Genomic DNA, 24,797 nt, shown 5'->3' on the forward strand with positions numbered 1-24,797 from the left:
GGGTCTATCTAGCAGTATATGGCACCTCTTACACAATAGCAGTATTACCAATTCTTGCTGGACAATGGGGGCTTCTTTCGAAATCTCTCTCGTTTGGACTTTTGATTGTTACGCTCCCATTTCTTACGGCCACTGCGGCAGCTATCATGGCATCCCGTAGAATGCACTGCGCTGAACGACTAGTGAAAAATCAGTGAGCACTTAAGGCCGACTGAATCAAATCGCATCAAATTCTCATATCAGCCACCAGGCGCCTCATCGTCTGGCCGGCCGCATGCGCTGCCATCGCGTTGAGCGCTTCCACCATATCCTCGACCAGGTGCAGCATCTTGTGCTGGGTCTGCACGGCTCGCGTGCCGGTGCCGGCGCAAGCCTTGCACGCCACATCGGATAGCACGGCCGTCTGGCCGCGCACCGGCTCATAGCCGCGTCCGGTACAGGCCGGGCACACATCATTCAACCAATGGTCCAGCGACAGGCGCGCCACCTTGGCCGGGCTTACGTCGGCCGGCCAGGTCCGATGCCCCGCCTTGCTCTTGACGATCTCGCGCCAGGCGTCGAGCAGCGCCGGGTAGCTGGTTGCGTCGCCGGCGTACTTCACGCGGAAAAGCTTGGTGCCCAGGTCGCGGCACAGCGCCGCGGTGGCCAGCACCTCGGTGCTGTGGTGGTGGGCATCATCGCGTAAATTCGATGAGCCAAGCGCGCTGGTGTATTTCTGGATTACATTCATTTCTATTCCTGTTTGTTGATGCTGGGTGTTGGCTCAAAGCGATGCAAGGGATCGGTGCGGCAAGGTGGTCTTTACCGTCCCTCTTACCCGTCATCCATCAAATGACCTGCGTCCGCTGCTCGACCTTTGGTCCGGCTCGCTCGGCGCCGGTCCATTCCAAGGAAGGAAGCGGCAAGTGGGCCCGTCGAACTGCATGTTGATGGTGCCCAGCGAACCGCTGCGGTTCTTGCGCACCATCACCTCGGCCCAGCCCTTCAAGTGTGGGCTATCCGGATGATGCATTTCCGGGCGGTGCACCAGGATCACGATGTCCGCATCCTGCTCGATCTCGCCGGAATCGCGCAGGTCCGACAACTGCGGCCGCTTGTCGGTGCGCGCTTCGGACTGGCGATTCAACTGCGCCAGCGCGATGATGGCCACGCCCAGTTCCTTGGCGAGTGCTTTCAGGCTGCGCGAGTAATAGCCGATTTGCTCATGGCGCTTGTCGCCGTCGCCGCCGGTCATCAAGCCGATGTAGTCGACGATGATCACGCCCAGGCCGTGCTTGCGCTTCCATGCCTTCGCCTTCATGCGCAGGTCCAGCATGGTGATCGCGGCCGTGTCATCGATGGCGAAGCGCATGTCGTCCAGGCGCGCGCAGCCAGCGCTGACGCCGCCCCAAGTCGCATCGTCGTCACCTGCGATTTTTCCCATGATTTTTGCCAGCGGCACCTTGCCGCGGTTGGCCAGCGCCCGCCCGGCAATCTCCTGCCCAGCCATTTCCATCGAATACATCAACACGCTCACGTCGACGGCCATGTTCAAGCCGATATCGGCCGAGAGCGCGGTCTTACCCATCGACGGGCGCCCGGCAACGATAACCAGGTTGCCTGGGCGCAGGCCGCCGTTGAACAGCGCATCGATCTCCGGAATGCCGGTAGACATCGCAGACTCCAATCCATCGGCGCGCTTGGCCATGCCGTCGATGAATTCGATCGCCACGTCCCTGATCATGCGCGGCTCGTTGCGCACCCGGCGCTCGGATAGCTTGAGCACTTTCGTCTGCATCGCATCAAGCATTTCGTCCACTGTGCGGCCGGCCGGGCTGTGCACCACCTCGGTAATCTGGTCGCTGATCCAGAGCATGCTGCGCATCGTCGAGCGGTCCACCACAGTCTTGGCATACTGGGCCACGTTGGCGGCGCTGGGCATGGTCTGGTGGATCTGGTTCAGGTATCCGTGCAGGCCATCCAGGAGCGGGCCGCCGCGCGCCTCCAAGGCAGCCCACACCGTCATCACGTCGGCCGGCATGCCGCTGGAAATGAGCCGAATGATTTCGGTAAAAACGGCGCGGTGGTCAGCGCGGTAAAAATGGTCAGCTATCAGACCGCCAATTCGGTCAATGGCGTCGTTGTTGCGCAGCAGAGCGCCGATGACGCTCTGCTCTGCTTCGATGGAATGCGGCACCACCAGGTGCTGCTGGTCGTTCATGTTCAATTTTCTCTCCTCGCGTGCTGCCCGCTGGTGATGTTTCCATACCCCTTGCGGCTGATGATGAAGTCAAAGCCCACGTTTGGCGGCAATGTCGTGCTATTGCGAACCCAAGGGAAGAACCGGACAACGAAGCCTGGCTTTTCCGAAAAGGTGGCGAAGTCACGAATTGCCGCGGCGCGGGATTCAACGAATGGCGTTTCCGCGACATGGCCAAGCTGCTCCCCAAGGGCGTCGTTAAACGCCTGGATCACGGCCCGCTCGGCGGTCGAGTACTCGGTCTGGATCTCGTCCAGCCAGCCGGCGGCATTCAGCCAGCTTGCCGGGTAAGGGATGAATTGCGGATCGTTCCAGTTGCCCGATGTCATGGCCCGCTCGATGCCAGCCAGCATGGCCGTCAAGAGCTGCTCGTCGGGATTCAGTTCCGCAAACGCCTTCTCGGCCGTCTTCCGCGATTTCTTTTTCGGGTAGGCCGCGTAGAAGCGATCAAACCGGTCTTGCAGCTTCGATGGCTTGCTCGTCATGGCCCGATCTTCGCGATCTGCTGGAGCTGCATCATCGGACTCGCGTTTCGCTTGCGAAGCGCAAGATTTTTTCTTTTGGTGGTTTTCTTTTGTAGGGTTATCTATTGTGGTTACCGAATCAGTAACCCCAGCTTTACCGATTCGGTAACCCCCCTGATACTGATTCGGTAACCCCTCCGTTACTGATTCAGTAACGGTTACCGATTCAGTAACCGTTACCGGATCGGTAACCCCATCATCTACAATTATTTCGCCTTCCGAAGGCGGTAAAGCGGGTGCTGATTTGGTGGCGGGCAGCCACTGAAGATGGTTCTTATTGATGCCCAGGATATGTCCAAACGTGCCAACCTTGCGCGTGATGATGCGGCGCGCTGCCAGCTCGCGCACGGCGACGCTGACGTGCGGCTTTGCGATGCCGGTCAATTCCGATATCTGGCTCAGCCCGATATCGTCGACCTTTTTCTGGTAGCCGTAGGTCTTGCGCGCAATGACCATCACGATCGGCCACTGGCGCGCCGTCAAGCCCGCACACACGAGCGCCAGCAGCAGCTCCGTGGCGATGCGAACGTGACCGTCTTCCAGTTGAGGCGAGGCACTCATGCGACAGCTGCATCCTTCTCGGCGTCCAGCCGCTGCGCGTGAGCCAGCACGTCGGCCAAGTCGAAGCGCAAGCAGCCCTTCACGTCCACCAGCCTGGCCAGCGCCGCAGCTTTCAACAGCACATCAGCCACGGCGATACCATCGCCGGCGCCATCGTCGGAGCGGATGTAGTCGCCGAAGTATTCGGGCACCTCGAAGATGTCGCCCAGGCTCATCAGGCGGCTCATGGTTGCGTTCAGCTGCGCATCTGGTGCTCCAGCCTCTCGCCATGCGCCGACGACCGCCATCATGCCGCGATTCATCGGGATATCGGTCAGGTGATAGCCAGGCCCTTTGCGCGGCGCCAGCGGCACGAGCGCGCCGGCCTGGAAGATGTGCGTCATTGCCAAGAAGCGATCAGCATCAACCGCCGCCATCATTTCCAGCAGGTAGTTCTTCGATTTCATGTTCAACCTTTCATTCAGCCAGGTAAAGGGTCGGGGCGTGACCGGCGGGCTGAAATCGCTTGGTCGCGGCTGCGCAGCCGCTGCCCCGTTTGAAACTTGTTCCAGCACCACGGCCGGATAATTGGGCGGGTAGTTCCAATCGTGTTAAATTATCAATTCCACTCAACAATTTACGAAAAGGAACTACCCATGGCAAATGCAGAATCAAGCGCCGCCGTTGCTGCAATTAAGTTGGTTGAAGCCGCTCTTCAAAGTGGTGCAATAAAGCTTCACGGTGTAACGGTGAACCATACGAATAACGCTTCCGCCTACGGAAAAGCGGATGCTGCATACTTGGATTCACTTATTGCCACTCTGACGGCGGGAATCAAGGCTGTGGATTAGCATTATCAAAGGCCATAATCCCGGCCTGAACTGCATTGGCGGCACATATGGCGGCAGCCTTTGCATCTCGAGTCGATCTGATGCTTTCCGAATGATCGACTCGGACAGAATCGAAATAAAAATGGTATTCAGTTACGCCACGTTTGGGCCCGGTCGGCGCATGCTCAGCACCCAGGCCACGCAGCTCCGCCAGCACCAGCAGCTGCGCCACCAGGTCGGCCGGCTGTTGCAGCTGGTCGGACAGGCTGAACACCTCGCGCGACAGCACGGCCACTGGATCGAGCGCGGCGCGCGCGGCAGCGCCAGCAGCAGCCTTCTCGGCCTGGATCACCAGTTGCGCCGCCTTGGAAGCCATGGCGGCCGCAGCCTTCTCGGCAGCCGCCGACATCGTGGTGGCAATGCTGTCGTTCAACTTGGCCAGCGCCGGTGCCCAGCCCTGCAGCATTTCATTGAACTGATTGGCCAGCGCCGTGGCGCGCTCAAGGCCAGTCGTATCGACCTTGATAGCCAGGTTGCAGATAGCCTGCGATGCAGCTGGCTCGCAAGCATGCGCTGGAATTTCGCCGCGCTGGCCGGCCTTCAATACCTGCTCCAGATATTCCAGCGCATCTTGCGCATCGCCGCAGCCCTCAAACACCAGGCGCGTCTGCGCAATGGCGCCACGCAGTTCGGCGGCGTGGTCGGAGGTGGGTTTTTCGAGTGGATTCATGGCTGGCTTTCAAGATCAAATAAAACACAATGTGTAAGGGTGAGGGTTGCCAAATGCGCTACTATTTAAGCTCCCCAACTTCAACAACAGCGCAAAGGAACTCTCATGGAAATCAAAACTGGCGAATTTCAGGTAAAAGTTACTGGCGACTCAAATGTGATAACTCGAAATTTCGTTATGAAGAACGGTGATACACTCAGCTACACGGTCACGGTGAGAAAAGATCTAGATGACACGATGCGCGATCTGCACCGAAAATCAGCACAGGAGGTAATTGATCTCCTGCAAACTTTTGTATCGCCAAAATCACCTCAGGGTCCGGCGGCGGTATCGTCAGAGCAAGCGACCGCGCATATAAAAAATCCTTGATCCACGCCTCAACGGCAATGATGTCGCCCTGCTCCGGCTTAAGCGCCACGCCGACAATTTCGCCAGCGCGCAGCTCACGCAGGATCAGCACTAATGTTTTTGTGCTCAGTGCCGTCTTCGTTCCAGGGCCCTCCCAGGACGTCGCTGGCAGTGTTGTTGGTGGGTGGTCATAGAGATTCCTTGCCGGCCTCGCACACGCTAATCCCGGATGATTTTTTGGGGCGCAGGGGTGTCACTTCAGCTCTCGCCTTTTCCTCAACATAAGTCCAATCCATTGCTATTCGCTTACGACCATCTTCTGGGCCATTCCGCTCCAGCCAACGATCGTTGACACAACCGTACGGCACAACGCCCAGTGATTCACGATCAATTGCAACGGATAGCTCTGGGCTTGCGGGCTCATTGCCATATGCAATTTGTCGCAATCTGGCGTAGGTGGTCCCGCATCTGCTTGCGAACGGTTGACGAGCAGTGCGCGGAAGCGCTTTGATATACGTATAGAAATCCATGGCTTAAGTTTAGAATTATCTATCGCTTTACGTCAAGATAAATCTTGCGTACCATCTAGAAAATTCTGGAGAATTACTATGGATATTTTCGCAATTCGACGACATCGCCTTCGCTCATTGATCAATAAAATAGCAGACGGTAATATTTCATTCTTCGCAGCACAGTTTAATTATTCGCGCTCTCAAATATCCCAATACCTATCAAAAACTTACAACGATGGCAGAAGCATCGGGGAACGCGTAGCTCGCACTATCGAGGAACGCACAAGCATCGCCAATGGATGGCTTGATCAGCACCCACAACAAAATCTTCAAGAGGGTGTAAGCGATGATACGGGAGAGATGGAAGAAGACTTCCCCTTTGTACTAAAACCCGAAGATGGTCAGCTAATAAAGCGGAATTTGCTGGTTAAGGGAATCATTCTCCCTAAAGGAGAGGACGTAATTCAATTCAAAAATCCTGGCGACGATTTTGGATCTAAGTATCTTGAATTTCACTCCCGTGATCCACTTGCATACGCATTGCTAGTAAGGGGAAATAAGCTTCGACCTCGCGTGAAAAGTGGCGAGTTTTTAGTCATTGAGCCTTCCGGTGAGCCGCTCCCTGGGGATGATGTTGTGCTAAGACTCCAAGATGGCGAGTTTTATGTGATGCAACTTCTATATCAGCGAGGCGATGAAGTTGCTTTTGGAAATCTCAACGAAATCGGCCCGCCTGCCCTGGTTTTAGAGGGCGAAATCGTCACAATGGAGTTGATCACAGCCATCGCTCGAACGGCGACATTAAAAACTGGGTCGCAAGATATTTAGTTAGATTTTTCTTGACGATTGCGTTAGATAGTTTAGAATTGCCTCACTGATTTATTTCCGTGAGGCGACCATGACCACCAGCAGCACCGCGCCAGCCGGCGCAGACTTCACCCAACTTACCCCTATCGCCCTGGCGCTGGCCGCGCAGCACGGCATGGAGATCGTCGGCTGCGCCAAAGGCTTCAACGCCCTCAGGGACGGCGATATCATTTCCGGCGACTGCACGGCCACCGAAATCGAGCAATGGCTCGAAGGCTACGATGCCGGCCGCGATGACGGTGGCGCCCTGCTCATCGTAGACCAGCTGCTCGACGCCGCCTTCAACGTGCCACGCGATCCGCGCAGCACGCCGTACAAAGCTGGCGCGCGTGCGGCCCTGGTTTTCCGCATCGAAGGCGTTGCTATCCCGACGGCCTACACCGCAGGCACCGCCGAGGCTGATGCATTCAGCGCAGGTATCGAAGAGGGGCACGCCATCTGGCGCCGTACCCTGGCCGCTGCAGGCGCCGATAGTTCGCAACCACGCCTGGCCTAATTGCCTAGGATAAGCACCAGCAGCAAACGAAAAACACAGCAAAGGAGCAATCTTATGAGCGCAAGACAACCACACGAGCTGCTGTTGGCGGCTCGGCCCGTCGAAATCCTCGGCGTAGCGCTGTCACCTGTCGAATACAGCGGTGTTCGCGTCATGACGCTGACCATGATCGATCAGGTACACAAGCGGCCAGATGGCACGGCGCGCCGGAACTTCAACGAGCATCGGGCTCGGCTTGTTATGGGGGAAGACTTCTTCGAGTTGAACCAGCCGAACGAAATTCGTGCGCTTGGTTTTTCGCGCCCCCAAGGCGGGACGCCGGCCGCGGTATTGCTGCTGACTGAAGCCGGCTACAGCATGCTGGTGAAATCCTTCACCGACGATCTGGCCTGGGATGTGCAGCGCTTGCTGGTGAAGTCGTACTTCGCGAAGCCGGCGCCGGCCACTGATCCGCTGGCCAGCTTGCCGCCGGAGCAGCGCGCGTTGATCGCCCTGATGGTGGATAACGCCTCGATCAAGGCCGAACAGGCGGCGCAGAGCCAGGCGCTGGCCGCCCAGGCTGAAGTGCAGGCAGAGCAAGGTGCTGCGATTACTGCGGTCGGTCAGCGCGTCGGCGACTTGGCCGACACTATGCTCATGCTGGCGCGCCCGGCCGGCGCCGAGTCCATCGTGCACATCCGGGAGCGCATCAATAAGTTGCACGGCCTGCCGTCACGCATCATTGATGAGGTCTTGCGCCAGTCGCCGATCGCGCCGAAGCCGGCCGGCATGGTGAAGCACTCGCGCGAAGAGGCGCGCGGTGGCAGCTACGCCGTCTACTGGATCAAGGACGTCAGCGCAGTGTTCGCGCGCTTCTCCGGTGAATGCACGCGCATTACTGCCACCCAAGTGACGCACCCGTACATTGACGGCCGGTTCAAGTTGCTCCCAGCTCGCGACCGACCGTAACGACCGCGCCGGCTCGCCGGCACCCCACAAAAGAAAAAGCTCACTCGGTGTTCCCGCACCGAATGGACCTGTACGCCCTAATTTTTGGAGAACCACTATGGCGAAGAGTAACGATACCACGACACCCACCGCAGAGACAAGCGGGCCCGGCTTGACGCAGGCCAATAGCAAACCGGAATCCGGCATCGTGCTGGCTGCACCCTATTCCGAGCTTCACGTAACCGCCGTTGAAGTGCGCGATCACGCCAGGATGCGTGCACGTCAACTGTCCGCGCTTCTCGTGGCAATGCAGCCAGAAGATGGACCATGCGACCTGTTGTGGTTGGCCCAGCAGATGGCTGACGAAATTGTGGTCATGGTGGCCAACATGGCTGGAGGTGCAGCATGAACGCCCGCGTTGTTGAGGCAGCAATTAATGAATACATCGAAAGACTGCGCCAGCGCGACCATGTGCGTGCAGATTTCGAATCTGAGATGGCGCGGTGGGTGCGTGCGTACATCAGGATGGATCAGCGGGCCAAGGCAGAAAACTTGTCGCTAATGGAAAGGGAGGCCGAACTCTATCCGGAAATGATCTGGACTAGAACTGGCAAATCTGCGATGTCACGAGATCGGGATCTGGCCGAAGTCGTCGACGCCCTGCCGGCGGCAATCGAAATCATGAAACCGACCGTCCAGCCGGAAGCATTGAAAACTTGCGCGACGATGGCCAGCGATATCGCTGACAACCTGGAAAAACTTACAAGGAGCGCAGCATGAGCACCATAACCGCTATCGATGGACTGGACGGCAAGATCTTTGGTCGGCTGTGGTTTTTACGGCCGATGGCAGAGCGCTATGAATCGCTCGACGCCGTGCGGGCCGGCCTGAATGTTCAGATCGAACTCTCGGACCAGAAGCCGCGCATCACCTGGCGCGGCACTGCAAAACAATTTATGGCGACGAAGGCATTTCACCGCGGCGTTTCAGTAAAGACAAAGCAGGGAAATTGGGTTGCCACCGGCGGACTGCGCGGAAGTATCTACCCAGACGGTAATGACCGGTATGTTTTCGTGATCAGCTGGGTAAATTCTCCTTCGCATATCTACATTTCGCGCCAATCCAAAGTTGCCCAGGCTGACGAGAAATTTCTGAATTTCCGTGATTTGGTTATGTCCGGTTTTCCAATGATCGAAGTGGATGGCGAGTGATGGCAGACAAGAATCAAGCCCGCGCCGTCGCCATCAAGCGCTTGGCCGGCCTTACCGGCGTGGTGGCCGCCCTGCTGTCGGCTTTCGAGATTTTGGAGGACGGCCGCCAGCTGGAAACACTCGATACCTGCGCCGACATGGCCGGCGAGATCGCCGACGAATTAGACAAACTTGCGAGGAACGCATCATGATGAAACCAAAAAAAGTGGAAACGCCATTAAGCGCCGATGAAGCCGAGTTTCTGCGCTGCTACAGGATGATGGACCTGCGCCGGCGCGGCGCGAATCTGCGCATGGCAAAGATAGATGCTGAGCGGCATCCGATGATCAAGCCGCCAGCCGCGCCGGCGCCGGCCGGCATTCGCCTGATCGCAGTGGCGGGAAAGCGGGTGTCCCAATGAAGAAGGCAAAGAAATGGGCAGTCGAAACAGCGCTGACGGCGCGCGCCCAGTCCGGACAGTCCATGGCATCGATGATGAATATGGGCGGCACAGGGTTGCAAAATGCCATGCTTTCCATGGTGATGCTGACGGCAGCAGCCTCGCCGCTTGGTGAGCTGGAGGGACGCGAGTATGCCGGCACTTTGCGGGATCATCTGCTGGACGCCGCAACCGCAGGCGGCTTCCCGGGCCGCGCGGAGTTCGTGCGCCTGATCGAATCCAACCAGATGACGCCGCGCCTGCAGCAACTGGCGGCCGACGCCGTGCGCTCCATCGGTGGCGACACTAAGTTTTTCGCGCTGCTGGAACTGATCAGCACGCCGGCGGACATGCTGGGCGGTGCGCAATGAGCACCACTCAACTTGTGCAGCTGGTGGCGATCGGCGAACTGGCCATGGAGCAGTGGCGCGCCCAAGAGGCGACAGCAAACGCAAAGCACGCCTATCACCTCGCCATTCGCAACTATGAGCGCCTTCACGGCGGCCTCAACAAACCCGTATCCAAGGATGCGCCCGAGCACGGCGACGTGCGCGCATTTACGGAGGCGGAATACAAACGCCTGCAGCAAGCGAAGCGCAGCACCTACAACTTGAAAACCCGCATGGCAAAAGCCTGTGCAAAGCTGGCCAGGATATCGGCCACCCGGCCAACCGAACAAGGAATTGCAAAATGAAATTCATCAACATCTACACAGGTGCCGCCCTGGCGCTGACTGGCGCCATCATTCTCAGCTTGGCTATCGCCACCGGAGAAACCGAGCCGCCCGCCATCGTTCGCGCCCTGATCTTCATGGTGGTGGTGTTGGGCCGGGCCGGCGGCGCCGAGAGTGCGCGAACCGAAGTGGATAGACTCACCAGGATCGAGGGCGCGAGGAGTATCCAGGCCCAATGCCATGCGACTGAACGCGACAACCTGGAAGCGGAGATCGACCGATTGCGTGCCCAAATCAAGGATGGGCAGGCCGCAATCGAAATATTTTGTCGCGCGCGCGATAGCACAGCGGCGTTGATAATGGCATTGGAAGCGCAAAACGCCGGACTGCGCAAATGGTTTTTTTCCGCGCCCAAAACTACCGGAATTCCTGTAGTTAATGGTTCGGCAAGCGATACAGGAATTCCTGTATCGGCCAGTGCCGGAATCTCGGCATTGCTCGGCGAGGTATCCGGAAACGCATGGGCCAATCTGAAATGACGCCGAAGACCCCGCCAGGCGGCTGGTGGCGCGGCAGCGGGCCTCCCGGCGATCCTGGAGCCCAGCGCTTCACCGCGGCGCTGGCCACCGACGAGTGCGAGGGCGGCCTGTTTCGGAACACCAATGCGGCGACGTGCCGCCAGGCCGGCACCTTGGCAGTGGCTCAGGGACTGCCGGATTGCGAAGAGCATGCGCCTGGCGGCCAGACCTACATCTACGTGCTGGACAAGGGCGACCCGCGCCAGGTCGACCTGATCAACATCTTGAAATCAACTGAAAGCGAAATATGAGCGATATGAGCGAAGTCAAAAAATTCCTGCGGCTGCCAGTCGTCATCGAGGTTACAGGCAGGTCGCGCAGCACGATCTTGCGCGGTGCGAAGGATGGCAGCTTTCCTTCTCCGGTCCATATCGGCCCGCGCGCCATCGCTTGGGATTCGACCGAGGTGGCCGCGTGGCAGCAAAAATGCATCGCCACGAGCAAGGGCGAGAACTAAGGTTTCAAGACGTTCCGCGAGGGGTAATATGAGGCCGTACGTTTGTAGGGGTAAATGTAGGGGTAAAAATCTCAGAAAAGAAAAAGGCCAATCCGAAGATTGGCCTAAGTCCTTGATTCTAATGGTCGGGGCGAGAAGATTCGAACTTCCGACCCCATGCACCCCATGCATGTACGCTACCAGGCTGCGCTACGCCCCGACGACCGGACAATTATAGCAGAGCCTTTTACGTTTTTGCCATCCTTGCAGTACGGCCGATATCGATTTGCGCAAGTTTTCATGGCACTGCCCCCCAATCCCCGCCACTGCCCTACTGCCCCAGTATCAACGCCGCCATCGCGACCCTGAAAGCGGCGCTCAGCGAGGCCGCGTGCTGGTCCGGATTGTGCAGCACCCGGATGTGCAAGCCCTGGTACATGGCGATCACGGTTTCGACGCGCCCGGCCAGCATTTCCTCATCGGTCGGCAAGCCGCGCCTGATGCGCGCATCGCGGATGATCTTGTGCAGCATCCCGCGCGAGCGCCGGTCTGCATCCTGCACCCGCTCCGCGACGCGGGGATTGCGCGACGCTTCGGAAAAAATTTCCAATGGCAGCGACCAGATAGTCGGATCCAGGTTTTCGGCGACATGCACTTCGATGTTGTCGATCATCGCCTGCAGCGGATCGTCCTGCTGCGCCAGGTCCTGCATGATCATCGAGATCCGTTCCACATTCTGCTCGACGAAGGCCGCGATGATGGCGTCCTTGCTGTCGAAGTAATTGTAGATGTGGCCGGCGCTCATGCCCGCGGCCTTCGAGATCTCGGCCATGCTGGCGCCGTGGAAGCCGCTCCGGCTGAAGCAGCTGGCGGCAGCATCCAGCACCTGTTTGCGCCGGTCTTGCGCGCGTTTCAGGCATGGATGTTTTTTATCTGTGACGTTCATGTTTTTCCCAAGCCGCAGCGGCCGCCCGTACTGGCGCGGCCGCTGCGGCACAGTCTCCTTATTGGACGCCGCTGGCGCCCTGAACGTTCGACGCCACGGCGGCGCCCTCGGGCTGCCAGCCACCGCCCAGCACCTTGTACAAGGTGACCAGGTTGGTCGATTTCAACAAGCGCACATTGATCAAGCCCTGCTGCGCCGAATACAGCGTGCGCTGTGCGATCAGCGCATTCAGGTAAGTGTCGGCGCCCTGCTTGTAGCGCGCCTCGTGGATCGCGTAGCTTTTCGAGGACGCCTCGACCAGCGCCTGCTGCGCCGCCAGGCGTTCATCGAGCGTGCCGCGCTGCGCCAGCGCATCGGACACTTCGCGGAACGCGGTCTGGATCGCCTTTTCATACTGCGCCACGTAAATGTCGCGCTGCACATTGGCGATATCGAGGTTGGCGCGGTTGACACCGCCATCGAAGATCGGCAGGTTCAGTTGCGGGATGAAGCTCCATGCGCCGCTGCCGCCCTTGAACAGGCCGGACAGGTTGTCGCTGACCGAACCCGCCGTCGCCGTCAGCGAGATGCGCGGGAAGAACGCCGCGCGGGCCGCGCCGATGTTGGCATTGGCCGCGCGCAGGCTGCGTTCGGCGCCCAGCACGTCGGGACGGCGCTGCAGCACATCCGACGGCAGGCCGGACGGGATCTCGGTCAGTGTGGTGACGTTGTCGAGCGTGCCTTGCGGCAGCAACTCGTCCGGCACCGCGCTGCCGAGCAGCAGCGTCAGCGCGTTCTGGTCCAGCGCCACTTGCGCGGTGAACGAGGCCACGTCGGAACGGGCCGATTCGACGCTGGTGCGGGCGTCGTACATGTCCAGGCCGGAAGCGGCGCCGGCCTGGAAGCGGCGCTGGTTCAAGTCATACGACAGCTGCTGGTTCTTCAGGGTTTCCCGGGCCAGCCGCAAACGCTCCTGGTCGGCCACCAGCGTCAGGTAGCCGTTGGCCACTTCGGCCAGCAGGCTGATCTGCGCGGCGCGGCGCGCTTCCTCGGTGGCCAGGTATTGTTGCAGCGCGCCTTCGGACAGGCTGCGCACCCGGCCGAAGAAGTCCAGTTCATAGGCCGACACGCCGAGGTTGGCGCTGTACTGCCGGGTGATCTCGGCTTCGCCGGTCGGGCTCAGGTTGCGCGCAATCCGCGTCGCGTTCTGGCCGCCGCTGGCCGACAGCGTCGGCAGCAGCGCGGCGCGCTGGATACCGTAGGTGGCGCGCGCTTTTTCGATGTTCAGGATCGATACGCGCAGGTCGCGGTTATTGGCCAGCGCCAGTTCCAGCACTTTGCTCAGGCGCTGGTCGGTAAAGAAATCGCGCCAGGCCAGGTCCGACACCGGCCTGGCGTCGGCCGCCGCGCTGTCCGGCTTGTACGCCGGGCCGGTCGGCCAGGCGGCCGGCGCCGGCGTCACCGGACGCTGGTAAGTGGGCGCCAGGCTGCAACCGGCCAGCACGGCCAGCGCAGCGAGAGAGATGATGGTTTTTTTCATGTTAATGCGCATCCTTGGAAAGCGTGACCGCTGGAGCGGATGGTGCCGGCGGCGCCGCTGGCGCGTCCTTCTTCGAGAAGAGGCCGCGCACCAGCACGAAGAACACCGGTACGAAGAAGATGCCGAGGAAGGTGGCCGACAACATGCCGCCCAACACGCCGACGCCGATCGCGTTCTGGCTGCCCGAACCTGCGCCGCGCGAAATGGCCAGCGGCAGCACGCCGAGGCCGAAGGCGATCGACGTCATCAGGATCGGACGCAGGCGCAAGCGCACCGCGTGCAAGGTCGCTTCTTTCAGCGCCATGCCGGAATCCTGCAGCTCCTTGGCGAATTCGACGATCAGGATCGCGTTTTTCGCCGACAGGCCGACCACGGTCAGCAAGCCGACCTGGAAGTAGACGTCGTTCGACAAGTGGAACACATAAGTGCCCAGCACCGTGCCGAGCACGCCGAGCGGCACCACCAGCAGCACCGAGAACGGGATCGACCAGCTTTCATACAGCGCGGCCAGGCACAGGAACACGATCAGCAGCGACAGCGCGTACAGCGCCGGCGTCTGCGAACCGGAGGCGCGCTCTTCCAGCGACACGCCGGTCCATTCGTAGCCGATGCCCGGCGGCAGCTGGGTCATCATTTTTTCGATCTCGTCCATCGCCGCGCCGGTGCTCTTGCCTGGCGCCGGAGTGCCCAGCACTTCGACCGAGGACAAGCCGTTGTAGCGTTCCAGGCGCGGCGAAGCGTAGATCCACTTGCCCGACGCGAACGACGAGAACGGCACCATCTCGCCGCTGCCATTGCGCACGAACCATTTGCTCAAGTCTTCCGGCACCATGCGCGAATCGGCCTGGCCTTGCATGAACACTTTCTTGACCCGGCCGCGGTCGACGAAGTCGTTGACGTAGGCGCTGCCCCAGCCGATGCTGAGCACCCGGTTGACGTCGGCGATCGACAGGCCCAGCGCGGTGGCTTTCTGCTGGTCGATGGTGATCTTGTATTGCGGGGTATCGTCCTGACCGTTCGGGCGCACGCCGACCATCACCGGATTTTTCGAGGCCATGCCGAGCAGCTGGTTACGCGCGCTGATCAGCGCTTCATGTCCGAGGCCAGCCTGGTCTTGCAGCTGCAAGTCGAAACCGGTGGCGTTGCCCAGCTCCAGCACCGCCGGCGGCGCGAACGTGAATACAAACGCGTCCTTCAGTTGCATCAGCGCGCCCATCGCGCGGCCGACGATGGCCGGCGCGCGCAGGTCGGCGCTCTTGCGCTCGTCCCAATCCTTCAGGCGCACGAAAGCGATACCGGTATTCTGGCCATTGCCGCCGAAGCTGAAGCCGGCCACCGCGAACACCGAGGCGACGGCATTTTTCTCATTGACCAGGAAGTGATGCTCGACTTGCTCGATCACCTTCAGCGTACGCTGCTGGGTGGCGCCGGTCGGCAACTGGATTTGCGAGAACAGCACGCCCTGGTCTTCTTCCGGCAGGAACGAAGTCGGCAAGCGCAGGAATACCAGCGCCAGCGCCACCACCACCAGCACATACATCAGCATCGAACGGCCGCTGCGGTTGATCATCGCGCCGACCCAGCCCTGGTACTTGCTGCTGCTGCGGTCGAAGCCGCGGTTGAACCAGCCAAAGAAACCCTTGTTGGTGGCGTGATGGCCTTTTTCGACCGGTTTCAAAATGGTGGCGCACAGCGCCGGCGTAAACACCATGGCGACCAGCACCGACAGCACCATCGACGACACGATGGTGATCGAGAACTGGCGGTAAATCACGCCGGTCGAACCGGAGAAGAACGCCATCGGCACGAACACCGCCGACAGCACCATCGCGATGCCGACCAGCGCGCCGGTGATCTGGCTCATCGATTTGCGGGTCGCTTCCAGCGGCGACAAGCCTTCCTCGCTCATCACCCGCTCGACGTTTTCCACCACCACGATGGCGTCATCGACCAGCAAGCCGATCGCCAGCACCATCGCGAACATGGTCAGCGTATTGATCGAAAAACCGAACGCCGCCAGGATGCCGAAGGTACCCAGCAGCACCACCGGCACGGCCATGGTCGGGATCAGCGTGGCGCGGAAATTTTGCAGGAACAGATACATCACCAGGAACACCAGCACGATCGCTTCGAGCAGCGTCTTGACCACTTCTTCGATCGACAGCTTGACGAATGGCGTGGTGTCGAACGCGACGGCGGACTTCATGCCGGTCGGGAATTGCTTGCTCAGCTCGGCCACTTTGGCCTTGATCTTGACGGCGGTGTCGAGCGCATTGGCGCCGGTCGCCAGTTTCAGCGCGATACCGGTGGCGGCCTTGCCGTTGTAGCGTGCCACGGTGTTGTAGTTTTCGCGGCCCAGTTCCATCCGCGCCACGTCGCGCAGGTAGACCATGGCGCCGTCGGTGGTGGTCTTGAGCAGGATGGCGCCGAATTGTTCGACCGTTTGCAAACGGCTCTGGGCCGATACGGTGGCGTTCAATTGCTGGCCGGCGACGGCCGGCGCGCCGCCCAGTTCACCCGCCGACACTTCGGCGTTTTGCGCGACCAGCGCGTTGCTGACGTCGGTCGGCGTCAGCTGGTAGCTTTGCAGCTTGGCCGGGTCGAGCCAGATGCGCATCGCATATTGCGAACCGAACAGCAGCACGTCGCCGACGCCGTTGACCCGGCTCAGCGGATCGACCACGTTGGCGGCGACATAATCGCCCAGGTCGGTCTGGTTCATGCTGCCGTCTTCCGACGTGAAGCTGAGCACCATCAGGAAGTTGCGGGTCGCTTTCGACACCACCAGGCCCTGCTGGGTCACGGCGGTCGGCAGCAGCGGCGTCGCCAGTTGCAGCTTGTTTTGCACCTGCACCTGGGCGATGTCCGGATTGGTGGCGTTGGTGAACGTCAGCGTGATGCTGATGCCGCCGGTGGAATCGCTCGACGACGACATATAGCGCAAGCCGTCGATGCCCTTCATCTTTTGTTCGATGACCTGGGTCACCGCGTCTTCCACGGTCTTGGCCGAGGCGCCTGGATAGCTGCCGCTGATCGCGATCGACGGCGGCGCGATGCTGGGGTATTGCGAGACCGGTAAGGTGAGGATCGAGATCACGCCCGCAAGCATGATGACGATCGCGACCACCCATGCAAAAATCGGGCGGTCAATAAAAAAACGTGCCATTGATTATTCTCCTGGATTAGTGGGCGCTGGCACTGCCGGCTGCGGCTGCCGCGGCTGCCGGAGCGGCGGCTTTGGCGACGTTCGCGGGCGCACCCGGCTTGACCTTCTGCAAGCCTTCGATGATCACGCGGTCGCCGGCCGCCAGGCCGGAAGCAACCAGCCATTTGTCGCCCACGGTGCCGTCGGTGACCAGCACGCGTTGCTCGACCTTGCCTTCCTGGTTCAGGATCAAGGCAGTGGCCTGGCCTTTCTGGTTACGCGTCACGCCTTGCTGCGGCACCACGATGGCGCTTTCATTGACGCCGCTTTCCAGTACCGCGCGCACATACATGCCTGGCAACAAATCGCCTTTCGGGTTCGGGAACAAGGCGCGCAAGGTCACGTTGCCGGTGGTCGGATCGACGCTGACGCCGGCGAACTGCAATTTGCCGCTTTCGCTGTATTTGGTGCCGTCGGCCAGCAGCAAGCTCACCTTGGCCTGGCCGTTATTGGCTTTCAGCGTGCCGCTGTCGATTTCGCGTTTCAGGCGCAGCAAGTCGTTGCTGGACTGGGTCACGTCGACATAGATCGGGTCGAGCTGCTGCACGGTGGTCAGCGCGGCGGCCTGGCCGGACGTCACCAGCGCGCCGGCGGTCACGGTCGAGCTGCTGATGCGGCCGCTGATCGGCGCATACACATTGGTGTAGCGCACATTGATGGCGGCCGTTTCCAGCGCGGCGCCAGCCGATTCGACATCGGCCTTGGCCTGTTCGAACGACGCCACGGCATCGTCGTAATCCTGGCGGCTGACGCCTTCGATGGCCACCAGTTCCTTGTAGCGCGCCACTTTCGGACCGGCGGTCAGCAAGTTCGCCCTGGCCTTGGCCAGCGCGGCCTTGGCCGAGTTATAGGCTGCCTGGTAGGTGGCGGGGTCGATCTGGTACAAGGCAGTGCCGGCCTTGACATCGCTGCCTTCGACGAACAGGCGTTTCTGGATCAAGCCGCTCACTTGCGGGCGCACGTCGGCGATCTGGTAGGCATTGGTGCGGCCTGGCAATTCCGTGGTGATCGGCAAAGCTTGCGGTGCAATCGTGTACACCACGACTTCCGGCACTGGCGGCGGGCCGCCGGCGCCGGCCGGCGCCTTGCTGCAGCCAGCGACGATCACGGAAGCGCAGAGCATGGCAAGCGTGCCTGCCTTACGGGACGAGGACAATGAAAAAGTGTGTTCCATCATGGACTTTCTAAAAGGAAGCAGGGCAACAATGTCGAAAAAAGATCAAAAGTAGATCGAAAAAAGCTGATTTTATTATCACAGCTCAAAGAATGAACGATCATTCTAATTTCGTCAAGCGTCTTTACATTTGCAACAAAGGGAATTTTGACAAGAAAAATTGCGTTACCACAACAAAACACAGGGACGTTCACCACACCACGCCGGTGTTGCCGGACTGAACCTTATGACGCAAGCACGGTGCGCGCATGGTACTTGATATTTATCAAGATAATGTAGCAAACTATTGCCGTAACCGCTCAAACGCCGCGCAGCAACAGGGTCGCAGCACTTTGCATGGTGAAATAAAGGCGGCGGCGAATAGGCTTTTGCTAGCCTGCCATGGCGCGCCGCTTGGCAAGCTCGACAATGCATTTCATGCAACACTGTTGAAAAGTCACATTTTTCATGAATCGGGTACTATTCCGGGATGCGTCGGCGCGGCGCCGTCTGAGTGGGATCTGGCACATGAACCCTGCGAATAGCGATGAAACAACCTGGCTGTCGACGGGGGTGTCCGGACTGGACAATATACTCGGCGGCGGTTTTACGCCGCAGCGGCTGCATCTGGTGGAAGGCGAGCCGGGTACCGGCAAGACCACGCTGGCGCTGCAATTCCTGATGGCCGGCGCGCGCCTGGGCGAAGCGTGCCTGTATATCACGCTGGGGGAAACGGCGGTCGAACTGCGCGCCGCCGCCAGGTCGCACGGCTGGGACCTGGCCGGCATCCATATCGAAGAAATCATTACTAACGAAAATATTCTCGATCCTAACCAGCAATACACCATTTTTCATCCGTCCGAAATCGAACTCGGCCTGACCAACCAGCGCATCCTGGCGGCGATCGAACGATACCAGCCGGCGCGGCTGGTGCTTGATTCGCTATCCGAAATAGAACTGCTGGCGGAAAACCCCTTGCGCTACCGGCGCCAGGTAATGGCGCTGAAACAATACTTGGCCAGCCGCCGCTGCACCACGCTATTCGTTGACGACCATTCGGCGCTGAACGATGCCTGGCAAGTACGCAGCGTGGCGCATTGCGTGGTCATACTGGAATTGCAACGCCAGACGTATGGCGTGGACCGGCGCCATGTCCGCATCGTCAAATACCGCGGCGTGGCGTTTCGCAGCGGCGCCCACGATTACAAGATCGCTAACGGCGGCCTGCAAGTATTTCCGCGCCTGGTGGCGGCGGAAACCCGCCAGCAAGGCAGCCGGCGCAGCCTGTCGAGCGGCATCGCGGCGCTCGACGAATTGACCGGCGGCGGTCTCGACGAAGGCATGAGCACCCTGATTTCCGGCCCGCCGGGCAGCGGGAAATCGTCGCTGGCGGCGCAATTTGTCGACGCCGCGACGCGCCGCGGCGAAGCCTGTGCCATGTTTCTGTTCGAAGAATCGCGCAGCAACCTGCTATACCGCTCGGAGCAGCTCGGCATGCAATTGAACGCCGCGCTCGCGGCGCAGTTGCTGACGGTGCAGCAAATCGATCCGGCCGAACTGACGCCGGGGGAATTCATCCAGGCCGTCATCGACGCCGCCGAAACGGGCGCGCGCATCATCGTCGTCGACAGCCTGAACGGCTACATGAAAGCGGTGCCCGACGAACGCTTTCTTGGCACCTATCTGCATGAACTGCTTAATTACCTGGGCCAGTGCGGCATCGCCACGGTACTGATCGGGGTACAGCAAAGCCTGTTGGGCACGGTGATGACCACCTCGGTCGACGCCAGCTACGTGGCCGACAACGTCATCATGCTGCGCTACTTCGAGGCCGAAGGCGAAGTGCGCCAGGCAATTTCGGTGTTCAAGAAGCGCGGCAGTCCGCACCAGCGCGGCATCCACCGTTTTGAAATCGACCACGGCATCCGCATCGGCCGGGCGCTGACCGGCTTCCGCGGCATCCTCGGCGGCATCCCGACCGCCGGTGCGGTATTGACGCCACTGGCGGACGCTTCCAACTGACGCGCTATGGAAACCCGCATCCTGATTCATGCGCCTACCGGTCGCGACGCCGCCCTCGCCGCCCGGCTGCTGGACGCGGCGGCAATCCGGCATTGCATCTGCGATGGGCCGGCCGAGCTGGCGCGGCAACTGGCGCTGGGCGCCGCCGGCGTGCTGACGGTCGAAGAGGCGTTGCCCGACGGCGGCTTGCAGGTGCTCAGCGAGTATGTGCGCAAGCAGCCGGACTGGTCGGACTTGCCAGTGATCTTGCTGAGCCGCGGCGGCCCGGATTCGAGTATCGTGCGCCACGCCGTGTCCAGCCTCGGCAACCTGACCTTGCTGGAACGGCCAGTGCATACCTTGACGCTGCTGACCTCGGTGCAGGCAATGCTGCGCGCCCGGACCAAGCAATACCATATGCGCGAAGGCGAGCGGCGCAAGGATGAATTCCTGGCCAGCCTGGGCCATGAGCTGCGCAATCCGCTGGCGCCGATCAAGACGTCGGTGGCGTTGCTCAGCCACTGGTATCCGGATACCCCGCAAGTGACGCGGGTGCGCGACGTGATCGAACGCCAGGTCACCCACCTGACCCGGCTGGTGGACGACTTGCTCGACGTGGCGCGCATCACCAGCGGCAAGATCGAGCTGCAATGCCAGGATATCCGCTTCAGCGCGGTGATCGGCCATGTCGCCGAACTGTCGCAACAGGCGGCGCTGGCCAAGCACATCACCATCGATTACAACTTGCCGCGCCATCCGATCCAGTTGTTTGCCGACCATGCGCGGCTGGTGCAAGTGCTATCGAACATCTTGTCGAACGCGGTCAAGTTCACGCCGCACGGCGGACATATCGCGGTGCGCGCCTGGCATGACGCCGGCATGCTGCATGTCAGTATCAAGGATAATGGCATCGGCCTCGAAGCGGGGGCGATCCCGCGTATCTTTTCGATGTTTGAACAGAGCAAGACCGTCGCCGGCCAGATCACCAGCGGACTGGGCATCGGCCTGAGCCTGTCGCGCCAATTCGCCGAAATGCATGGCGGCGGCGTCGCGGCGTTCAGCGAGGGCAGCGGCAAAGGCAGCGAATTTGTCATCGACTTACCGGCTGTGCAATTGGCGCCACCGGAACCAGCGGCGGCCGCCGCCGCTGCGCCAGTCGAGATCAATGGCGCGCCGCACGGCAAACCGTCGCACGTGCTGGTGGTGGATGACAACCGCGACGCCGCCGATTCGCTGCAAGCGTTATTCCAGATGGAGGGCTTCGACGTGTCGGCCGCCTACGACGGCTACGCGGCGGTGGCCGCGCTCGACAGCAGCAGGCCCGACTTGATCGTGATGGACCTGGGCATGCCGGGCATGGATGGCTACCAGGCCGGGCGCCTGATACGCCAGCGCCCGGACGCACAGCACATCATGATGATCGCGCTGACCGGCTGGGGCCAGAGCGACGCGCGGCGGCGCACGCTGGACGCCGGCTTCGACTACCACCTGATCAAGCCGGTCGATTTCGTCGACATCATGCGGCTGGTCAGGCAGCGCTTCAAGCGGCTGCCGGATCAGCATCGGCCGCCCGCTTAAAGCACAGGCTTATTTGGCGTCGAGGAAAGTCACGATAGCCTGGTTGAAACTGGCTGGATCTTGCAAGAACGCAAAGTGACTGGCGTTCGGCAAGATCTTCAAGCTGGCGCCAGGGATGGTGGCGGCGATGTAATCGGTGTGCTTGCGCAGGATCGCTTCATCGTGGTCGCCATCAATGACCAGGATAGGCGTGCTGATCGATTTCAGTTGCGCATCGGACCAGTTCGGCTGGCTGAACCACATCTTGCTGATTTGCTCGACAAAACTGTCGTGATCCTTTTGCGTGCCGCCCGACAGTTTGATGTGCTCCGGACCGGAACGCTCGATGAACGCGCCAAAGGTCGGATTCTTTTCGACCTCCGGGTTGACGCCCTTGACGTTGGTATTGGCGGCGAACGCGACCACCTTGCCGATGCGCTCGCGGTGGCGCAGCGCCAGGTCGATGCCGATGATGGCGCCGTCGCTCCAGCCGACGATGTCCGCCTTCTGGATTTTCAGATGATCCATCAGCGCCACCACATCGTCGGTCATCAAGTCGTAGCCGAACGGCTGGGCGTCGCGGCTGCTGCGGCCATGGCCGCGGCTGTCGACCAGGATCACCTGGCGGTTCTTTTTCAGCGCATCGATCTGCTTGCCCCAGTAATCCGAATTCGACAGGCCGCCGTGCAGCAGGATCACCGGCGCGCCCTTGCCGACGATGGCGTAATACAGGCGAATGCCGTTCACCTTGGCGTAACCGCTGTGGTCGGCATGCACCGGCGCCGGGGTCGGCGGCAAGGTTTTCCAGCGTTCGGCCGGGGCCGCCGCATGCACCGCGCCGGCCAGCGCCATGGCGGAAAGAAGCATGCCGGCGCGGCTGGAAAAGCGCTGCACCACGGATGTCGCTACCTTAGTTTGAAACATGTAACACCTCGAAATGGTTAATTTATAATGTAATGCGGTGAAAATTACTTCCAGTTGCCGCGCAATTGCTGCACCTGCTGTTGCAGCAATTCCGGCGTGGCGTCGGCCGCCGCTACCGGCAAACCGACCGCCAGCGACAGCCGCGAACGCATGCCGGCCTTGAACGCGCGCTCGAACAGATGGCCGCTGCGGTGGCTCAGCAAATGTCCCCACAGGCCGCGCAGCGCCAGCGGAATCACCGGCACCTGCGAGCGCGCCAGGATCTTCGCGATACCGCCGCGGAATTCGCTGATCTGGCCGGTGCGCGTCAATTTTCCTTCCGGGAAAATGCACACCAGGTCGCCCTCGTGCAGCGCTTGCGCGATATCGACGAACGCCTTTTCCATCAGGAATGGATCTTCCTTGGCCGGCGCGATTGGAATGGCCTTGGCGGTAAGGAACAGCCAGCCCAGCAGCGGCATCTTGAAAATCCGGTGATCCATGACGAAACGGATCGGCCTCGGGCTGGCCGCCATGATGACGATGGCGTCGACATAGCTGACGTGGTTGCACACCAGCACCGCCGCGCCTTCCTTCGGAATCCGTTCACCATCGACCACCTTGACGCGGTGCACGGTATGGATCAGCAGCCAGGCCAGGAAGCGCACCAGGAATTCCGGCACCAGCGAGAAAATATAGACCGCCACCAGCGCATTGAGGATCGCCGTGATCAGGAACAGCTGAGGGATCGTGAAACCCTGGCCCAGCAACACGATCGCCACGCCGGCCGCCGCCACCATGAACAGCGCGTTCAGGATATTCATGCCGGCGATGGTGCGCGAAATATGCCGCGGGTCGCAGCGCACCTGGATCAGCGCAAACAGCGGCACGATGAAAAAGCCGCCGAACAGGCCGATCATGACGATATCGAACAGGATGCGCAGCACGCCGGCCTGCGCCAGGAACGCGGCCACTTCGACCAGCCCGGTATTATGGTAGCCATTGCTGGCAAAAAACAGGTCGATGCCAAACAGCGACAGGCCGATCGAACCGAACGGCACCAGGCCGATTTCGACCTTGTGGCCCGACAGCCGTTCGCACAGCAGCGAACCGGCGCCGATGCCGAGCGAAAACACGGTCAGCAGCAAGACGAACACGCCATGGCCGCCATGCAGGTAATTCTTGGCGTAGACCGGGAATTGCGCCAGGATCAGCGCGCCGTAAAACCAGAACCAGGAATTGCCGAGCATGGCCAGGAACACCGGCCGGTTCTTGCGCGAAAAACCGATATTGCGGATCGATTCCATTAGCGGATTCCAACTGATCTGCAAGTCCGGTTCCGGCGCCGGCGTGCGCGGCACGCGGTAGCTGGCAACCAGGCCGAGCAGCGCCACGGCGACCGTCGCGCCGGCCACCAGTTGAATGCCCCACGGCTGGTAAACCACCAGCACCGCGCCCAGTATTTCACCGAGCAAGATGCCGACAAAGGTGCCCATTTCAATCAGGCCGTTACCGCCGATCAATTCATCCGGCTTCAATTGCTGCGGCAGATACGCGTATTTGACCGGCCCGAACAGCGTCGAATGGATGCCCATGCCGACCACCGCCGCCACCAGCAGCCACAAGGTATGCGTCATCCAGCCGGCGGCGGCGATCGCCATGATGGCCAGCTCCATCCATTTGACGAAACGCGCCAGCCCGGCTTTTTCGAATTTGTCGGCCAGTTGCCCGGCCGTCGCCGAAAACACCACGTACGGCAAAATGAACAGGCCGGGGATCAGGTTGGTGATGGTCGACGGGTCCAGCGTGGTCCAGCTCAGCGCGTCGTAGGTCAGGATCACCATCAACGCGGTCTTGAACAAATTGTCGTTGAAGGCGCCAAAAAACTGAGTCCAGAAAAAGGGCGCGAAGCGGCGCTGCGACAACAGGGAAAACTGGCTGTTCTGGCTCATGAGGGAATTGGCGGGTGAAGGAGATTGCTAAAATACAGCACTATGCCGCGCACGACAATCCTATTCTATGGAAACAATTTCCTAAAATCAACATTGAAATATCGCCAGTCACAGAAAGTTACATTTGATCTTGCCTGGACGGGCGCGGCGGGCACAGAACCGGGCTTCCGGGCGTGAGATAAGATCGCCATCCATGCACATCACCACAATCTTTTTTTCTTGCTGAATGCAA

29 protein-coding genes and 1 tRNA gene are annotated in these 24,797 nt (G+C 60.4%); 17 read left to right on the top strand and 13 right to left on the bottom strand.

All coding sequences use genetic code 11. The features are described from left to right. Positions 1–226: 226 nt before the first annotated feature. From GJA_RS16320 to GJA_RS16335, 4 genes are all read right to left on the bottom strand, one after another. A complete protein-coding gene (locus GJA_RS16320) occupies positions 227–730 on the bottom strand; it encodes a hypothetical protein (protein ID WP_038494148.1) in 504 nt (167 codons plus the stop codon). 90 nt (positions 731–820) lie between these two features. Then, the gene (locus tag GJA_RS16325; RefSeq protein WP_038494150.1) at positions 821–2,200 is read right to left on the bottom strand and encodes a replicative DNA helicase; all 1,380 of its coding nucleotides are present in this window, start codon (positions 2,198–2,200) and stop codon (positions 821–823) included. 2 nt (positions 2,201–2,202) lie between these two features. After that, complete coding sequence (locus GJA_RS26280) at positions 2,203–3,324, bottom strand: replication protein (protein WP_051780988.1); 1,122 nt, start codon at positions 3,322–3,324, stop codon at positions 2,203–2,205. Further along, complete coding sequence (locus tag GJA_RS16335) at positions 3,321–3,770, bottom strand: hypothetical protein (protein ID WP_038494153.1); 450 nt, start codon at positions 3,768–3,770, stop codon at positions 3,321–3,323. The genes GJA_RS26280 and GJA_RS16335 overlap by 4 nt, the downstream gene beginning before the upstream one ends. A gap of 189 nt (positions 3,771–3,959) precedes the next feature. Here GJA_RS16335 and GJA_RS27440 point away from each other — a divergent pair, with 189 nt between their 5' ends. Then, the gene (locus GJA_RS27440; RefSeq protein WP_144241570.1) at positions 3,960–4,154 is read left to right on the top strand and encodes a hypothetical protein; all 195 of its coding nucleotides are present in this window, start codon (positions 3,960–3,962) and stop codon (positions 4,152–4,154) included. Here the strand turns inward: GJA_RS27440 and GJA_RS16340 are convergent. Together GJA_RS16340 and GJA_RS16345 are read right to left on the bottom strand one after the other, a co-directional pair. Then, positions 4,138–4,863 (bottom strand): hypothetical protein, encoded by a 726-nt coding sequence (locus GJA_RS16340; protein WP_038494155.1) that lies wholly within the window; start codon positions 4,861–4,863, stop codon positions 4,138–4,140. The genes GJA_RS27440 and GJA_RS16340 overlap by 17 nt on opposite strands. A 208-nt stretch (positions 4,864–5,071) precedes the next feature. Further along, the gene (locus tag GJA_RS16345) at positions 5,072–5,323 is read right to left on the bottom strand and encodes a hypothetical protein (protein WP_038494159.1); all 252 of its coding nucleotides are present in this window, start codon (positions 5,321–5,323) and stop codon (positions 5,072–5,074) included. Positions 5,324–5,819: 496 nt separating this feature from the next. On the opposite strand from GJA_RS16345, the gene GJA_RS26825 reads away from it, so the two are divergent. From GJA_RS26825 to GJA_RS16410, 13 genes are all read left to right on the top strand, one after another. Next, complete coding sequence (locus GJA_RS26825; protein WP_061301622.1) at positions 5,820–6,551, top strand: S24 family peptidase; 732 nt, start codon at positions 5,820–5,822, stop codon at positions 6,549–6,551. A gap of 70 nt (positions 6,552–6,621) precedes the next feature. Next, positions 6,622–7,086 carry a hypothetical protein gene (locus GJA_RS28000; protein WP_051780990.1) on the top strand — a complete coding sequence of 155 codons (465 nt, stop codon included), beginning with the start codon at positions 6,622–6,624 and terminating at the stop codon, positions 7,084–7,086. Positions 7,087–7,140: 54 nt separating this feature from the next. After that, positions 7,141–8,034: an ORF6N domain-containing protein gene (locus tag GJA_RS26290; RefSeq protein ID WP_081905457.1), complete on the top strand. Its 894-nt coding sequence runs from the start codon at positions 7,141–7,143 to the stop codon at positions 8,032–8,034. A gap of 97 nt (positions 8,035–8,131) precedes the next feature. Continuing rightward, on the top strand, positions 8,132–8,422 hold the full coding sequence (locus GJA_RS16365) for a hypothetical protein (protein ID WP_038494163.1): 291 nt from the start codon (positions 8,132–8,134) through the stop codon (positions 8,420–8,422). Next, entirely contained in the window at positions 8,419–8,793 is a 375-nt protein-coding gene (locus GJA_RS16370) for a hypothetical protein (protein ID WP_038494166.1), read from the top strand. The genes GJA_RS16365 and GJA_RS16370 overlap by 4 nt, the downstream gene beginning before the upstream one ends. Continuing rightward, a complete protein-coding gene (locus tag GJA_RS16375; protein ID WP_038494167.1) occupies positions 8,790–9,224 on the top strand; it encodes a hypothetical protein in 435 nt (144 codons plus the stop codon). The genes GJA_RS16370 and GJA_RS16375 overlap by 4 nt, the downstream gene beginning before the upstream one ends. Then, a complete protein-coding gene (locus GJA_RS16380) occupies positions 9,224–9,415 on the top strand; it encodes a hypothetical protein (RefSeq protein WP_038494169.1) in 192 nt (63 codons plus the stop codon). Before GJA_RS16375 ends, GJA_RS16380 begins: the two co-directional genes overlap by 1 nt. Then, positions 9,412–9,624, top strand: a complete 213-nt coding sequence (locus tag GJA_RS16385) for a hypothetical protein (RefSeq protein ID WP_038494172.1) — start codon at positions 9,412–9,414, stop codon at positions 9,622–9,624. Before GJA_RS16380 ends, GJA_RS16385 begins: the two co-directional genes overlap by 4 nt. Beyond that, positions 9,621–10,013, top strand: a complete 393-nt coding sequence (locus GJA_RS16390) for a hypothetical protein (RefSeq protein ID WP_038494173.1) — start codon at positions 9,621–9,623, stop codon at positions 10,011–10,013. The genes GJA_RS16385 and GJA_RS16390 overlap by 4 nt, the downstream gene beginning before the upstream one ends. Beyond that, positions 10,010–10,336, top strand: coding sequence for a hypothetical protein (locus GJA_RS16395; protein WP_038494176.1), 327 nt, complete (start codon positions 10,010–10,012; stop codon positions 10,334–10,336). Before GJA_RS16390 ends, GJA_RS16395 begins: the two co-directional genes overlap by 4 nt. Further along, complete coding sequence (locus GJA_RS16400) at positions 10,333–10,854, top strand: hypothetical protein (protein WP_038494178.1); 522 nt, start codon at positions 10,333–10,335, stop codon at positions 10,852–10,854. Before GJA_RS16395 ends, GJA_RS16400 begins: the two co-directional genes overlap by 4 nt. Then, positions 10,836–11,144, top strand: a complete 309-nt coding sequence (locus GJA_RS16405) for a hypothetical protein (protein ID WP_144241572.1) — start codon at positions 10,836–10,838, stop codon at positions 11,142–11,144. The genes GJA_RS16400 and GJA_RS16405 overlap by 19 nt, the downstream gene beginning before the upstream one ends. A 5-nt stretch (positions 11,145–11,149) precedes the next feature. Beyond that, positions 11,150–11,350, top strand: a complete 201-nt coding sequence (locus GJA_RS16410) for a helix-turn-helix transcriptional regulator (RefSeq protein WP_081905643.1) — start codon at positions 11,150–11,152, stop codon at positions 11,348–11,350. A gap of 122 nt (positions 11,351–11,472) precedes the next feature. Here the strand turns inward: GJA_RS16410 and GJA_RS16415 are convergent. The 5 genes from GJA_RS16415 to GJA_RS16435 all read right to left on the bottom strand — a co-directional run bounded on the left by GJA_RS16415 (position 11,473) and on the right by GJA_RS16435 (position 18,173). After that, positions 11,473–11,549 (bottom strand) — tRNA-Pro (locus GJA_RS16415). Between the two features lie 111 nt (positions 11,550–11,660). Continuing rightward, positions 11,661–12,275, bottom strand: coding sequence for a TetR/AcrR family transcriptional regulator (locus GJA_RS16420; protein ID WP_051781448.1), 615 nt, complete (start codon positions 12,273–12,275; stop codon positions 11,661–11,663). Positions 12,276–12,333: 58 nt separating this feature from the next. After that, positions 12,334–13,794, bottom strand: coding sequence for an AdeC/AdeK/OprM family multidrug efflux complex outer membrane factor (gene adeC, locus GJA_RS16425; RefSeq protein WP_038494188.1), 1,461 nt, complete (start codon positions 13,792–13,794; stop codon positions 12,334–12,336). 1 nt (position 13,795) lies between these two features. Further along, positions 13,796–16,960, bottom strand: a complete 3,165-nt coding sequence (locus GJA_RS16430) for an efflux RND transporter permease subunit (RefSeq protein WP_038494190.1) — start codon at positions 16,958–16,960, stop codon at positions 13,796–13,798. 16 nt (positions 16,961–16,976) lie between these two features. After that, complete coding sequence (locus GJA_RS16435; RefSeq protein ID WP_197539841.1) at positions 16,977–18,173, bottom strand: efflux RND transporter periplasmic adaptor subunit; 1,197 nt, start codon at positions 18,171–18,173, stop codon at positions 16,977–16,979. 248 nt (positions 18,174–18,421) lie between these two features. Between GJA_RS16435 and GJA_RS27450 the strand changes: the two genes are divergently transcribed. From GJA_RS27450 to GJA_RS16445, 3 genes are read left to right on the top strand one after another with little or no spacing between them, the layout of a single operon-like run. After that, a complete protein-coding gene (locus GJA_RS27450) occupies positions 18,422–18,697 on the top strand; it encodes a hypothetical protein (RefSeq protein ID WP_144241573.1) in 276 nt (91 codons plus the stop codon). Next, positions 18,681–20,174 carry an ATPase domain-containing protein gene (locus GJA_RS16440; RefSeq protein ID WP_038494192.1) on the top strand — a complete coding sequence of 498 codons (1,494 nt, stop codon included), beginning with the start codon at positions 18,681–18,683 and terminating at the stop codon, positions 20,172–20,174. Before GJA_RS27450 ends, GJA_RS16440 begins: the two co-directional genes overlap by 17 nt. Before the next feature lie 6 nt (positions 20,175–20,180). Continuing rightward, complete coding sequence (locus tag GJA_RS16445) at positions 20,181–21,731, top strand: hybrid sensor histidine kinase/response regulator (protein WP_051780997.1); 1,551 nt, start codon at positions 20,181–20,183, stop codon at positions 21,729–21,731. A gap of 9 nt (positions 21,732–21,740) precedes the next feature. Here the strand turns inward: GJA_RS16445 and GJA_RS16450 are convergent, their stop codons facing one another. Together GJA_RS16450 and GJA_RS16455 are read right to left on the bottom strand one after the other, a co-directional pair. Next, positions 21,741–22,634 carry an alpha/beta fold hydrolase gene (locus GJA_RS16450; protein ID WP_242404562.1) on the bottom strand — a complete coding sequence of 298 codons (894 nt, stop codon included), beginning with the start codon at positions 22,632–22,634 and terminating at the stop codon, positions 21,741–21,743. A 44-nt stretch (positions 22,635–22,678) separates the two neighbouring features. Further along, entirely contained in the window at positions 22,679–24,565 is a 1,887-nt protein-coding gene (locus tag GJA_RS16455; protein ID WP_038494195.1) for an MFS transporter, read from the bottom strand. Between the last annotated feature and the right edge of the window lie 232 nt (positions 24,566–24,797).

Source organism: Janthinobacterium agaricidamnosum NBRC 102515 = DSM 9628 (assembly GCF_000723165.1).
In the GTDB taxonomy this organism is placed as follows: Bacteria; Pseudomonadota; Gammaproteobacteria; order Burkholderiales; family Burkholderiaceae_D; genus Janthinobacterium; species Janthinobacterium agaricidamnosum.